This is a genomic window from Novosphingobium sp. fls2-241-R2A-195 (genome assembly GCF_030209485.1).
Taxonomy (GTDB): domain Bacteria; phylum Pseudomonadota; class Alphaproteobacteria; order Sphingomonadales; family Sphingomonadaceae; genus Novosphingobium; species Novosphingobium resinovorum.
The window spans coordinates 151,403-164,929 of the sequence record NZ_JARVRY010000004.1 but is presented as its reverse complement, the minus strand read 5'-3'; the positions used below and the strand labels follow the sequence as shown (position 1 = coordinate 164,929).

Genomic DNA, 13,527 nt, shown 5'->3' with positions numbered 1-13,527 from the left:
GCCTCCCGGCTGACCAGGTTGGGAGGCGATGACCGCTTTACAGAATACGATCCTCGAGATGATCGCCAAGGGAGAGACGCTGGCTGACACGGCCTTGCGGCTGTGCCTTGAAGTCGAGCGCCTCGTTCCCGGCGTGATCTGTTCGGTGGTGACGGTCGATACGCTAGGGCGCATCCATACACTTGCCGCGCCCGGCCTCCCGCACGCCTTCTGCGCTGCAATCGAAGGGATCAGCATCGGTCCGGAAGTCGGCACATGCGGGACCGCCGCCTATCATGGGCAGGAGATCACGACCGCCGACATCGCCAACGATCCGCGCTGGACGGACTTCAGACACTTCATCCTTCCACTGGGCCTGAGAGCGTGCTGGTCCCATCCGATATTTGATGCGCAGCGCCACGCCATTGCGACATTCGCCTTCTACTATCGCGAAATGCGCGGCCCGTCGCAGCTTGAACGCGATATCGTCGCGCAGTGCGTCGACTTGTGCTCGATCGCGCTGGATCGTCAGCGGCGGGTGATCGAGTATGAGCGGCGAGCCAATACCGATGCCCTTACCGGGCTTGCCAACCGGGGCGCCTTCAACGCCGCGCTGCACCGGCTCGACGGGGCCGATCCGGGCAGCTGGGCTCTGTTTCTGCTCGACGTGGACAACCTAAAGTTCGTCAACGACACCTTCGGGCACCGTGCGGGCGATCTTCTGCTTCAGCAGATTTCGGATCGCTTGACCATCGCCGCCTATCCCGACCGCGCATATCGCATCGGCGGTGATGAATTCGCGATAGTGATCGAAAGCGAGGCCGCGCTGCGCGACCTCGAACGCACGGCACAGTTCTATATCGACGAAATCTCCGTGACGGCCAATTGCGCTGGTCACGTCGTCTCGCCGGGTGCCACCATCGGTCTTGCCGAATACTCGCTTGCCGACACCACGGCCGAACAGGTGCGCCAGAACGCCGACTTCGCGCTTTATCACGCCAAGGAGACCGCGCGGGGGGGATTCGTGCGCTACTGGCCGGGTATCGGCAGCCGGATGACGCAGCGGCTCACCGCGATACGCGACGTTAACGCTGCACTCCGCGAGAACCGGATCGAGGCGCATTATCAACCCGTGGTCGATATTCACAGCGGCCAGGTAATCGGTCTTGAGGCCCTTTGCCGCATGCGGATCGGTGATCGCGTCGTACCTGCCGCCTCGTTCCACGAAGCCACGATCGACTCGCAGATCGCCAGCGCCCTGACCCAGCGCATGATGGCGTCCGTAGCGCGCGACATCGCAGAATGGATTGCCGGCGGCATCGCCGTGCCGCAGGTGAGCATCAACGTCTCGTCCGCCGACTTCCACGGCGCTTCGATCTACGGTGTGCTGAGCGAGACCTTCGAGCGCGAAGGGGTGCCCCTCGGCCATGTCAGCCTGGAGGTGACCGAATCGGTTTTCATGGACGACGCCGGTGTCGTGCGCCGATCGGTCGAGGCTCTGCGCGCCAAGGGGCTCAAGGTCGCTCTCGACGATTTCGGCACCGGCTATGCCTCGCTCACGCACCTGATGAGCGTGCCTGTGGACTACATCAAGATCGACAAGTCCTTCATAGATCGTATCGTTTCGCATGCACCCAGCCAGATCATCGTCGAAGGCATCATCGACATCGCTACCAAGCTGGGCATCCAGGTGGTGGCCGAAGGTATCGAAACGGCAGGCCAGGCAAGAAAGCTCATGGCGCTTGGTTGCACGCTGGGGCAAGGATTCCTCTACTCACGCGCGGTGCCGGGCGATGCTGCGGGAGTGCTGATGACCGCCAAGTCCGGTAAAAAGCACGTCAGCTTGACGGCTGGACGGTTACAATAGTGAAATATGCGGAATCCGGCGAGATTTCGGCGAGGTTTTAACCAAAAAATAGCCATAGTTTCGTAAGCGGTGGCCAATGTTTTATTGGTCCACATCTCGTCGTCTTGAGTCGCGCGCTGGCCACCCTGCTTTTACCGGCAGGCAGAGCACGTCTTCCGAGGTCGGCCTTCGAGATTTCCTGCCCGCTGCAGCGCTGCTCGCCGCCGGGCTTGTCGGCCTGACCGCAAGCTGGCTGCTTTCGGGCACGCAGTCGGGCCAGTATCTCGTAGTGATGGCCCCGACCTCATCGCTGGTCGACAGCGTCAACCTCGTCACGCGCAACGGGGGGCGGCTTGCGGCCACCAGCTCGCTGCCTAACGTCGTGATCGCCGGGTCCTCGCAGGCTCACTTCGCCGCGTCGCTGCGCCAGGCAGGCGCGTGGCTTGCTGTTTCCGTTCCGGCCGTCGCGGGTTGCGGCGGACCTTTCTCTTCGCAGGAGCAGACCTCTTGAACGTTGAACTCGACCAGTTGCGCCGCAAGTCCGGCCGCCTGCTCCTGGCATTGTTCTGGGCCCATGTCCCCCTTTTCGCCGTAGTCGCGCTGCTTACCGGACATAGCCCGGTCGCGGCGGCGCTTGCCGGTACTCTGGTGGCGGGCAGCTATCACCTCATGTGGCTGCGACACGGCATCGCTCCGGCGACGCGCTATCTCTCCGCCGTGGCGCTGATGGCCGAACCTGCGATCCTGCTGGTCCTGCTACGCGGCCATGCGTGGCAGATGGACATGCACATGTACTTCTTCGCCATGCTGACGCTGACGATCGGCTGGTGCGATCGACGTGCCGTGCTGGTTGCGGCGACGACTGTGGCGCTGCATCACCTTCTGCTGCTTTACCTCCTTCCCTCGGTCGTGTTCGCGGGCGGAGGCAACCTCGGCCGTGTGCTGCTCCACGCCGTCATCGTCATCTTCCAGGCCAGCGTCCTCGTACTGCTGAGCGACCAGCTCGTGGAATCCTTCGCCCTGCGCGAGCGTACCCGCGAAGCCGAGGAAGCGAGCCGGGCCAAGAGCATGTTCCTGGCGAACATGAGCCACGAAATCCGCACGCCGATGAATGCCATCCTCGGCTTCTGCCACCTGATCGGCCGCACCGACCTCGACCCCAAGCAAAAGGACTACGTTGCCAAGATCGGGCAGGCGGGCATGTCGCTGCTGCGCCTGATCAACGACATTCTGGACTTCTCGAAGAACGAGGCGGGCAAGCTGACGCTGGAGGCCAACCCCTTCGACGTGCGCAATGCCATCGCCAACCAGTTGCAGTTGGTCGCGGGCGACGCCGAGGCCAAGCGCGTTCGCGTCACTTCCGAAGTATCCGGCGCCCTGCCCCATCGCCTGATGGGTGACGAACTGCGCTTCAACCAGGTGCTGCTCAACCTCGTCAGCAACGCGGTCAAGTTCTCGGAGAACGGCAGCGTCACCGTCAGCCTCGACATCATCGAGGAGACCGGGGACCAGTTCATCATCGAATTGAAGGTGCGCGATACCGGCATCGGCATGACTGCCGAGCAGCAGGCAGCGCTGTTCCAGTCCTTCACACAGGCGGACAGCTCGACGACGCGGCGCTTTGGAGGCACCGGTCTTGGTCTCGCGATCTGTCGCCAGATCGTCGAGCAGATGGGTGGCTCGATCCGGGTCGAGAGCGCGCCCGGCCTCGGCAGCACTTTCATCGCCCGCATGCAGATGGCGCGCGAGGACGAGACGGCAGCGCTCGAACCGGCCGTGCCCGCGCACATCCGCGCCCTGCGCGTGTTGGCCGCCGACGACAACGCGGCCTCGCGGCAGGTGCTGCAGGACATCTTCGCGGGTTGGGAGATTCCGCTCGATCTCGTAGCCTCGGGTGACGAGGCACTGAGCGCCATTCGCGGCGCGGACGAAGCGGGCCATGCCTACGACCTCGTCCTGCTCGACTGGAAAATGCCCGGCATGAACGGCCTCCAGACGGTCGAGGCGATGCAGGCTATGGACCATGCCGCGCCATTGCCGCGCACCCTGATCGTCACCGCTTATGGCGCCGACAGCCTCTTGCCCGGCGGCACCCCTGCCCACGTTGCGGCGGTCCTGACCAAGCCGATCGCGCCCCGCGCTCTGCTGGAAACGATCATCGAAGTCGCCTCGCAAGATTCGGGTCCGGCGGGAGACGCTGCCCCGGCGGCCGCTCCGACCGTCGCTGCCCAGTTCCAGGGCGCCCGCGTCCTGCTGGTCGAGGACAACGAGATCAACCGCGAGATAGCCATCGAGTTGCTGTCACAGGCCGGGCTCGTCGTCGATCAGGCTGAGAACGGGCGCATCGGTTGCGATCGGGTGCAGGCAGCCGACGGCAACTACGCGGCCGTTCTCATGGACGTGCAGATGCCGGAGATGGACGGCATCGCGGCCACCCGCCTGATCCGCGAGACTTGGTCGGCCGATCGCCTGCCGATCATCGCCATGACCGCCCACGCCCATGAAGAAGAGCGCCAGCGCTGCCTCAATGCAGGGATGAACGATCACATCTCCAAGCCGGTCGATCCCGCGACGCTGATGCGCACGCTCGAACGTTGGCTGAAGGTGCCTGCGGCCAGCACATCGGTACGCGCGCCGGTAACTGCGCCGGTTCAGGTTGCCGCCGCCGCTCCGGTGCAGGATGCGATCCTGCCGGAACACCTGCCCCCGTTCGACTTGCGTGCAGCGCTGCTGCGCGTGAACGGCAAGGCCTCGCTACTGCGCAAGCTGATCATCACTTTCGGTGAGACTTATGCGAATGTCGGGCAGGACTTGCGCACGCATATCGCCGGTGGCCTGCTCGCCGACGCCAGGCGCCTCGCGCACAGCCTCAAGGGGGTTGCCGGGTCGCTCGAACTGCCGGAAATACAGCGCTCGGCGGCGGAGATGGAACGGCTGCTCGCGGACGGCGAGGCCCTGCAGGCGCAAGCGGCGATCGTCGATCTGGAGCTACTGCTGGCTCCCGCCATCGCGGCCGCCCGCAGCCTTACCGCGAGCCGCAAGGCTGCGGCCCCGATCGCCGAGTCAGACCGCGACATGAGCACGGCAGCGGTGGCGCGGGACGAGTTGCGCGCACTCCTGCGCCGTCGCAGCCTTGGTGCGCGCGCCAGCTTCGGTCGCTACGCCGCAGCAATCGGTCTCAACGACGACGAGCAGACCATGCATCCGGTCTATCGCGCGCTGGAAAAGCTCGACTACGACACGGCAATCGAATTGCTCGACGCGGACGCCGCCGCCGTCGAGCCGGTCGACAAGACAGGAGCAGCGGCATGAGCAGGGGCACGATCCTCATCGTCGACGACGAGGTTTCCAACATTGAGATCATGAACGCGGTGTTGGAGGACGACTACGAAGTCCTGTTCTCCACGTCCGGCCAGCAGGCGCTGGATACGGCACGGAGGAGCCCGCCGGACCTGATCCTGCTCGACGTCCTCATGCCCGGCATCGACGGCTTCGAGGTCTGCCGCCAGATCAAGGCCGATCCAGAGCTTGCCGACATTCCGGTGATCTTCACTACCGGCCTCGGTGATACCGACCACGAGATGCGCGGCTTGTCGCTGGGGGCGATCGACTATGTGACCAAGCCGATCCAGCCTGCGATCCTGCGAGCCCGGGTCGGCAACCATGTCGAACTCAAGCGCCTGCGCGACCAGCTGGCGAACCTGGCCGTCACCGACGCGCTCACCGGCCTCAGCAACCGCCGGCAGATGGAGCAGGCGTTGCAGGCCGAGGTCGGCCGTCTCGGGCGGACCGGCGACTGGCTGACCGTCATCATGATCGACATCGATTTCTTCAAGCAGTTCAACGATACTTACGGCCATCCGGCAGGAGACCGCTGTATCGTCATGGTCAGCGCCGCCCTCACGCGCGCCGTCAAGCGTGCCTCCGATCTCCCCGCCCGCTACGGCGGCGAAGAGTTCGCCTGCATCCTTCCCGGCGCGGATCCGGAAGGCGCGGCGTTGGTCGCGCAGGAGATCAGCCTTCACGTGCAGTCGCTGAACATCCCTCACGAGCGTTCGCAGGTCAGTCCTTTTATCACCGTCAGCATTGGCGTGGCCAGCGCCCGCTGCCTGCCGGACATGACACCGGAAATGTGGCTCAAGGAAGCCGACCAGCAACTGTACCGCAGTAAGCAGCAAGGGCGCGACCGCGTGACCGCCATCGAATTCGGAGCTATTCCGGCCAATCTGCAAGGATAATCAGACCTTGCGACCACCGCATCGTGCCTTGCAGAAAATATTTATTTATAACATGCTGTTATTGAAAAAACATCTGATTGGTTTGAATTTTAGAAAAAATATCATAAGCAACCTGACGTAACGGTTATATCTATCTGAAAAATATAAACCTATGGTGATATTTGAAGAAAGGGCTGGCTGCGATCGTTCAAGGGTTCGCAGCCGTCTTTGGTGATCAACCAAAGGTCTTCGAGATGGACGTTCCCGGAAGCATCCAGGTGCAGCACCGGGCAGTCCACGCTGATCACCATGTCCGCCTCGATACGATGGTCACCCTTGTCGAAATTCAGCGCATCGCCTTTGAATGCCTCATCCGTGTGGAACAGGCCAACGCTATGCGTGGCGCAGGCCACCGACAGATCGTAGCCAGCGCGCGAGACGGCGCCATGGCCGATACGGCGGATGTCGGAGTAGAGCAGCCCCGGACGCAGTTCGCGCGCGATCGCGTCGTTGGCGCAGACGGCTGCCTCAACCATGCGCATGACGATGGGATCGGGTGTGCCTACGAAGACGGTGCGGCCGAAATCCCCGTGGTAACCGGCATAGTGGCTGACAGCGTCGATCTGGAAGCTGCGCCCGTCGCGGATGACGCCGTCGCGGCGACGCATGGCCATGCTGTCGGTTGACACGAACAATGGCACACCTCCTCGCTTGCCGGTTTCCCCAAAGAATGCATGGCGCAAGTCCTCGTATGTAGATCCTGCCTGCATCGACGTGATGGCGGCGCGCGCCGCCTCCGCATTACTGGCAGCGGCATGGCGCATCAGCGCAATCTCGGCGGGTGACTTGACCATCCGTATGCGGCGCAGCAACGGCTCGGCCGGAAGATACGCGCTCGTCAGTTCGACTCCGGCAGCGGCGTTCAGGGTATCGACGGCAAGGTTCATACTGTATGGGGCGATCGCCGCCCGTAGGGCAGCGGCAGCGTTATGGAATGCCGGTCTCCGCGAAAGTACACGCAATGTCGCCGTCCGGCTCAACATGTCGAGCGGATCGGGGCGTCCTCCCGGAGGCTCATCAAGGAAGACCGGCGCGGCCGCGGCTCCCTCCAACCCTTCGGGCGCGGTGTAGAGGAAGATGTCCAGCGGACCGCCCTCGGCGGGATCCTCGACGTCGTGGAGATAATGGATGAACTGACTGGTGATCAGTATCACCGGTTCATCGGCCGATGTCGGCACGACGGCGAAAGCTGCACCCGACTGGCCCATCAGCACCATCTGCGGCCAGAAGCCGGTGGCGTGATAGATGTTCGTCGGGTCGGAGAGGACCAGCGCCGATACCCCCTGCTCGCTCATCACGCTTTCGGCGACGGCACGGTTCATTAAAGGGGCGAGCGCGGGCATTGGGCAAACGTTTCCTTGAGACGCGATTAAGGGCGCGGCGACGTCGCTTGACGTGCCGCGCAAGGACGGGGCCTTGAGGCTCACCAGATCTCGGGGCGGGACCGCAGACCGGGATCGAGGTCGAAGGCATTGGCGGGAACGGTGAGCCCCAGGTTCTCGCGCATGGTCGTGCCTTCGTATTCCTTGCGGAAATGGCCGCGATCCTGAAGGATCGGGACGACGTGATCGACGAAGTCCTCCAGCCCGCCCGGCAGGAAAGGTGCGGAGATGACGAAGCCGTCGGCGGCGCCCTGCTTCTCCCATTCAATGAGCGTCCCGGCTACGTCCTCGGCCGTACCGACGATGGTGTGGCCGGTGCGCCCGGCCGCGACCCGGCGCGCCAGTTCGCGCACCGGCAGGCCCTCTCGCTCCGCCAGTTCGAGCACGCGGTCGCGTGTCGAGTTCTGGCCAGCCAGCGCCGTTTCCGGCAGCGGCGGCAGCGGACCGTTGGGGTCTGCCTGCGACAGGTCGATGTTGCCGAGCAGCCCTTCGAGCTTGGAGATGGCGATCTCGGCCGGGATCAGGTCGTCCAGTTCGCGCTTGAGATCTTCGGCTTCGGCAAGGGTACGTCCTATGACCGGGGTGACCGCAGGCATGATCTTGAGACCGTCCGGCGTGCGGCCGAACCCGGCCAGTTGCGCGTGCATTGCGGAGCGGAAGGCCTTCGCCGTCTCGATCGTCGGGTGCGACGTGAAGATGACTTCGGCGGTCGCCGCGGCGAAGCGCTGCCCGGTAGCCGAGGCCCCCGCCTGAACCAGCACCGGGTGACCCTGCGGCGGACGCGGTACGGTCAGTGGCCCGGCGACCCTGAAGTTCGCGCCCTCGTGATCGACGGCGCTGATACGCGAAGGGTCGGTGTAGCGCCCGCTCGCCTTGTCGGCGACGACGGCGCCTTCCTGCCAGCTGTCCCACAATTTGCGCGCAACGGCCACGAACTCCTCTGCCCGGGCGTAGCGATCGCCGTGGGCGAGGTGGCTGTCGAAACCGTAATTGTGCGCCTCGTTCTCCATGGTGGAGGTCACGATGTTCCAGCCCGCGCGGCCACGGCTCATGTGATCCAGCGAGGCGAACCGGCGCGCCAGATCGTAGGGATGATTGTACGTGGTAGACGCGGTGCCGATCAGGCCAAGGTGCTGCGTTTCCGCCGCGATCGTCGCCAGCACCACGAGCGGGTCCAGCTTGGGCGTCTCCAGCCCGGCGAAGACCGAAGCGCCCCGGACCGGATGATAGCCGAGGTAGTCGGCCAGGAAGACGCCGTCGAACAGCCCCTTCTCCGCAGTGCGGCCAAGTGCGCGAAAATAGTCGGCGTCGCACAGCGCATTGTCGGCGGCGCGGGAGTGACGCCAACCGGCGATATGGCCACCGGTCTGCATCAGGAACGCAAGCAGTTTCATGACGTCTTTGGCGCCTCGCGTCGAAGAATTGAGCCTGTCGGGGATCACCCTCGTCGGGAACGGCGGCCGAAGCCACCCTTGCCCCCTGACATGTGCGGATAACGAGCACGACTTGGCCGCCCACGCCAATCAGGATTCCTTGGAGGTGATAAGGGGTTCTGATTTCCGAAGCGGAAAAAACCGATGTTACCTTGCACTTATCAAGCGGCGATTTGATGACAGCAAGCCGTCCAGTGCTCGATGCAATGCTTAATAAAGAAACACGATAAAAGTTTCACGCAGGAAGAACGATCTCAAAACTCAGACCAATAATGGTCAGGGATCGAAATGGGGAAAGCAATCATGACCAGCACGTCGGCGCTGAATCGCGCCGTTCTTTTGTCCTGCACGTCGATGATCGTCGCGTTGGGCCTTTCGACCAACGCCAATGCGCAGGCATCCGGCGCCGATACGACTGCGAGTGCGCCCGGCGACATCGTCGTGACTGCCCGCAAGCGCGGCGAGGACATTCTCAAGACCCCGATCTCGGTCACCGCCCTGACGGGCGAGGACATGCAGAAGCGCGGCGTGCAGTCGGTCACCGACCTTGCCTCCTTCACGCCCAGCATGAAGATCGTGTCGAGCTCTTCGGGCCGCAACGACCGCTCGTTCCAGCAGGTCATCATCCGCGGCTTCACGCCCTCCAGCGCTTCGGTCCAGACCGCCTCGATGTTCATCGACGGCGTGCCGGTCTCGACCGCCACCGCGATCCAGACGATCTCCGATCCCGAGCGTATCGAAGTGCTGAAAGGCCCGCAGAGCGCCTACTTCGGCCGCCAGACTTTCGCCGGTGCCGTCAACGTCGTGACCAAGTCCACGCCCGACCGCCTCGAAGGCAGCTTCTCGGGCATGGTCGGCACGCGCAACAACCATGACATCCAGGCCTCCATCGGCGCGCCGTTGATCGAGGGCCTCGTCGGCTTCCGCGCGACCGTGCAGGAAATGGCCAAGGGCGGTTCGTGGAAAAACCAGGGCGTGCCCGGCCAGACGCTCGGCGACCAGCGCACCCGCGCCGCGACGCTGGCGATGGAGTTCACGCCCGCCTCGAACCTGAAGGCCAAGGCCTTCGCGATGATCTCGAAGAACAACGACGGCCCCAACGCGACCGGCCTGCTGGCGGCGCACGCCGTCACCAACCCTTCGAACGGCGCGGTGATCGTGCCGGATTCCTCGAACTGCGCCTTCGGTAACAACCGCTACTTCTGCGGCACCCTGCCCGGCCTGCCCGCTGGCGCGCCTTCGATGAACACGGTCAATACGCCCTTCATCAAGGACTTCCTCGCCAACCCGAAGGGCCGCCTGATCAATCCCGAGGACGGCGTCCAGGGCTATGGCCTGCGCAGCCGCTTCTATCACCTGCACTTCAACGTCGACTGGGAGGTCGGCAGCGGCATCACGCTGTCCTCGCTCACCGGCTACAACAACGAGCGCCGCAGCCAGTTGTCGGACCTCGACCTCTATTACAACACCACTGCGCCGAATTCGACCAACGCGGTCGGCACGGCGCCCGGAGCACCGAGCTACTTCGACTATCCCTACCTCGTCGAAGCCAAAAGCAAGGACTTCTCACAGGAACTTCGTGCAAGTTATGATGATGGCGGGCCGTTCACCGCCACGCTCGGCGGCAGCTATCTGAACGCAACGTTCCAGGGCGGCGGCGGCGGCAACAACGGCGCGCTCGGCACCAGCCAGTTCAGCGTCGTCTCGGGCAAGACCCGCAACCGCACCTTCGGCGCCTTCTTCGGCCTCGGCTACAAGATCACGCCGGAGCTGAGCGTCAACTTCGACGGCCGCTACCAGATCGACACGATGTATGCCTATGCCCGCCCGGGCGGCCAGACCATCGCTTCGGCCGCCTTCGCGACGCCGGGCTTCTACGAGGAAGGCTCGGTTCTCGCCAAGCAGACCTACAAGAATTTCACCCCGCGCGTGATCGTCAACTACGACGTGACGCCGGACATGATGGTCTATGCCTCGTACTCGAAGGGCGTGAACCCGGCGGCATTCAACACCGTGTTCCTCTCCAACCTGAGCGCGGCGGCACAGGTTCTGGCGGCGGACGCGGGCCTGCGCATCGCGGTGAAACCGGAAAAGCTCGACAATTTCGAGATCGGCGCCAAGGGTAAGGCGTTCGACAACCGCGTGCGCTACGCCGTTGCAGCCTACTACGGCATCTGGAAGGATCAGTTGAACGCCAACGTCATCACCCTGGTCGATCCGGCGACGAGCGTGGTCTACAACATCCAGGCCCAGCTCAACACCGGCAAGGTCAAGATGTACGGCCTCGAAGGCGACTTCTCCTTCGCGGCGACCGACCACCTGACAGTCTCAGCCAACGGTTCGTACAACGAAAGCGACATCCGCAAGCTGAGCGCACCCACGGTGACCGCCCTTACCGGCATCACCGACTTCAGCGGCAACCACAATCCGCTGGCCTCGCGCTGGTCGGGCTCGGTCTCGGCCAACTACACGATGCCGCTGCGCGGTGACGTGGAGGCCTTCGCCCGCGCCGACTTCACTTACAAGTCGGGGGTCTACACCAATGCCTCCAACCTGACGAAGACGCCGGACATGACGCAGGTGAACTTGCGCGCAGGCTTCGGGAACGATCGCTTCACGTTCGAAGGTTTCGTGACCAACCTGTTCAACAACAAGGCTTATCCGGCCGCCATCGACTTCACCCTGCTGGAGCGCACCAACTCCTACCTCTCGCCGTTCTCGGGCGTTGCGGTGGCTCTGCGCGACTTGCGCACGTTCGGTGTGCGATCAACCGTGAAGTTCTGACGAGTGCCGATGCGCGGCGGGGAGCACCCTCGCACCCCGCCGCACACGGTATTTCAACTCGAGCAGATGGATACGACGATGAGCGAATACGATCTGGTCATTCGCGGCGGCACTGTCGCCGACGGCACCGGAGCCGATCTTTTCGAAGGTGACGTCGCGGTGCGCGGCGGCAAGATCGTCGCGACGGGGGCGGTCTCCGGCTCCGGGCGCGAGGAGATCGACGCGCGCGGCAAGCTGGTTACGCCCGGCTTCGTCGACATCCACACCCACTACGACGCCCAGGTCACCTGGGACACGCAGTTCTCGCCATCGACCAATCACGGCGTGACGAGCGTGCTGATGGGCAACTGCGGCGTCGGCTTCGCGCCCTGCCGCCCCGACATGCGCGAACAGATGATCGACGTCATGGAAGGCGTCGAGGACATTCCCGGCATCGTCATGGCCGAGGGCCTGCCGTGGAACTGGGAGAGCTTCCCGGAATACATGGACGCCATCGAGCAGCGCCCCATGGATGCCGACTTCGCCGTCGCCGTCCCCCACATTCCGGTGCGCGTCCACGTCATGGGTCAGCGCGCCATCGAGCGTGAACCCGCCACCGGCGCCGACATGCAGGCCATGGCCGCCATCGTGCGCGAAGGGTTGGAGGCAGGCGCCTTCGGGTTCTCCACCACCCGCGTCATCGGCCACCGCACCGCGAGCGGCGACCAGCTTCCGGTCACCACCGCGAGCGAGGACGAACTGCTCACCATCGCCATGGCCATGAAGCCGCTGGGCCGCCACTTGTTCATGTCGGCTTCCGAATTCGACACCGGCAACGGCTTCTCGTCCGAATTCCGCATGCTCTCGCGCGTGGCGGAGGCTTCGGGCCAGACGGTGACCTTCCCGCTCCTGCAGTACAACGAAGCGCCCGATCGCTGGCGCGAGATCGCCGACGCCTGCGCCGCGAGCCGGGCGCAGGGGATCGACATCTATGGACAGGTCGTCGGCCGCCCGGTCGGCGTTTTGTTCGGCCACCAGTTGTCGCTGAGCCCCTTCCGCGGCTGCCCGGCTTACGAAGCCATCGAGCACCTTCCCATCGCCGCCCGCGCGCGGGAAATGCGCAAGCCTGAGGTGAAGGCCGCGATCCTCTCGGAAATGGGGCTGCCGCTCGACCCGAAGACGTATCCGGCGTTCATGCGCGAAGTCTCCCAGTGTTATGCCATGGGCGAGAACCCCGACTATGCCCCGCCCGAAAGCGCCCGCTTCGACATTATCGCCGCCCAGCGCGGCTGCAGTGTCCACGAAGTCGCATACGACGCGCTGCTGGAGGAGGACGGCCAGGCCATCCTCTACTTCCCGGCGCGCAACTACACGCATTACAACCTCGACGTCGTGCACCACATGCTGCGGCGCGAGGACACCGTGCTGGGCCTCGGCGACGGCGGCGCGCATGTCGGCGCGATCTGCGACGGCAGCATGCAGACGTTCCTGCTCACCTACTGGACCCGCGACCGCGTGGGCGAGCGTCTGTCGATCCCGGAAGCGGTGCATCTGATGACCGGCCACACCGCCCATGTCGGCGGTTTCGGCGATCGCGGCATCGTCGCGCCCGGCTACAAGGCGGACCTCAACGTCATCGACTACGACCGCCTGCGCCTCGCCCCGCCGCGCGCCAGCTTCGACCTTCCCGCCGGTGGCCGCCGCCTGACGCAAGGGGCGAGCGGCTACGCCGCGACGATCCTCTCCGGCGTCGTCACCGCCCGCGACGATACCCCGACGGGTGCCCTGCCCGGCCGCCTCGTGCGTGGCCGCCGCTCCGCGCCTGTCGCCTGATACCTCCAGACGGA

At 64.4% G+C, this 13,527-nt stretch carries 8 protein-coding genes; 6 read left to right on the top strand and 2 right to left on the bottom strand.

Features of this window, described 5'->3' with window-relative positions; translation table 11 throughout:
- Positions 1-28: 28 nt before the first annotated feature.
- The 4 genes from QRN25_RS03830 to QRN25_RS03815 all read left to right on the top strand — a co-directional run bounded on the left by QRN25_RS03830 (position 29) and on the right by QRN25_RS03815 (position 6,063).
- Complete coding sequence (locus tag QRN25_RS03830; RefSeq protein ID WP_285017531.1) at positions 29-1,846, top strand: putative bifunctional diguanylate cyclase/phosphodiesterase; 1,818 nt, start codon at positions 29-31, stop codon at positions 1,844-1,846.
- Positions 1,847-1,922: 76 nt separating this feature from the next.
- Positions 1,923-2,336 (top strand): hypothetical protein, encoded by a 414-nt coding sequence (locus QRN25_RS03825; RefSeq protein ID WP_285017530.1) that lies wholly within the window; start codon positions 1,923-1,925, stop codon positions 2,334-2,336.
- Positions 2,333-5,137, top strand: a complete 2,805-nt coding sequence (locus QRN25_RS03820) for a response regulator (protein WP_271182863.1) — start codon at positions 2,333-2,335, stop codon at positions 5,135-5,137. The genes QRN25_RS03825 and QRN25_RS03820 overlap by 4 nt, the downstream gene beginning before the upstream one ends.
- Positions 5,134-6,063, top strand: coding sequence for a diguanylate cyclase (locus tag QRN25_RS03815; RefSeq protein WP_271182864.1), 930 nt, complete (start codon positions 5,134-5,136; stop codon positions 6,061-6,063). Before QRN25_RS03820 ends, QRN25_RS03815 begins: the two co-directional genes overlap by 4 nt.
- Before the next feature lie 149 nt (positions 6,064-6,212).
- Here QRN25_RS03815 and QRN25_RS03810 read toward each other — a convergent pair whose 3' ends face one another.
- Positions 6,213-7,445, bottom strand: a complete 1,233-nt coding sequence (locus tag QRN25_RS03810; protein ID WP_285017528.1) for a M24 family metallopeptidase — start codon at positions 7,443-7,445, stop codon at positions 6,213-6,215.
- Positions 7,446-7,525: 80 nt separating this feature from the next.
- The gene (locus QRN25_RS03805; RefSeq protein ID WP_285017527.1) at positions 7,526-8,878 is read right to left on the bottom strand and encodes an LLM class flavin-dependent oxidoreductase; all 1,353 of its coding nucleotides are present in this window, start codon (positions 8,876-8,878) and stop codon (positions 7,526-7,528) included.
- 342 nt (positions 8,879-9,220) lie between these two features.
- Here QRN25_RS03805 and QRN25_RS03800 point away from each other — a divergent pair, with 342 nt between their 5' ends.
- The gene (locus QRN25_RS03800; protein ID WP_285017526.1) at positions 9,221-11,701 is read left to right on the top strand and encodes a TonB-dependent receptor; all 2,481 of its coding nucleotides are present in this window, start codon (positions 9,221-9,223) and stop codon (positions 11,699-11,701) included.
- A 78-nt stretch (positions 11,702-11,779) separates the two neighbouring features.
- Entirely contained in the window at positions 11,780-13,513 is a 1,734-nt protein-coding gene (locus tag QRN25_RS03795) for an N-acyl-D-amino-acid deacylase family protein (protein ID WP_285017525.1), read from the top strand.
- Positions 13,514-13,527: the final 14 nt, after the last annotated feature.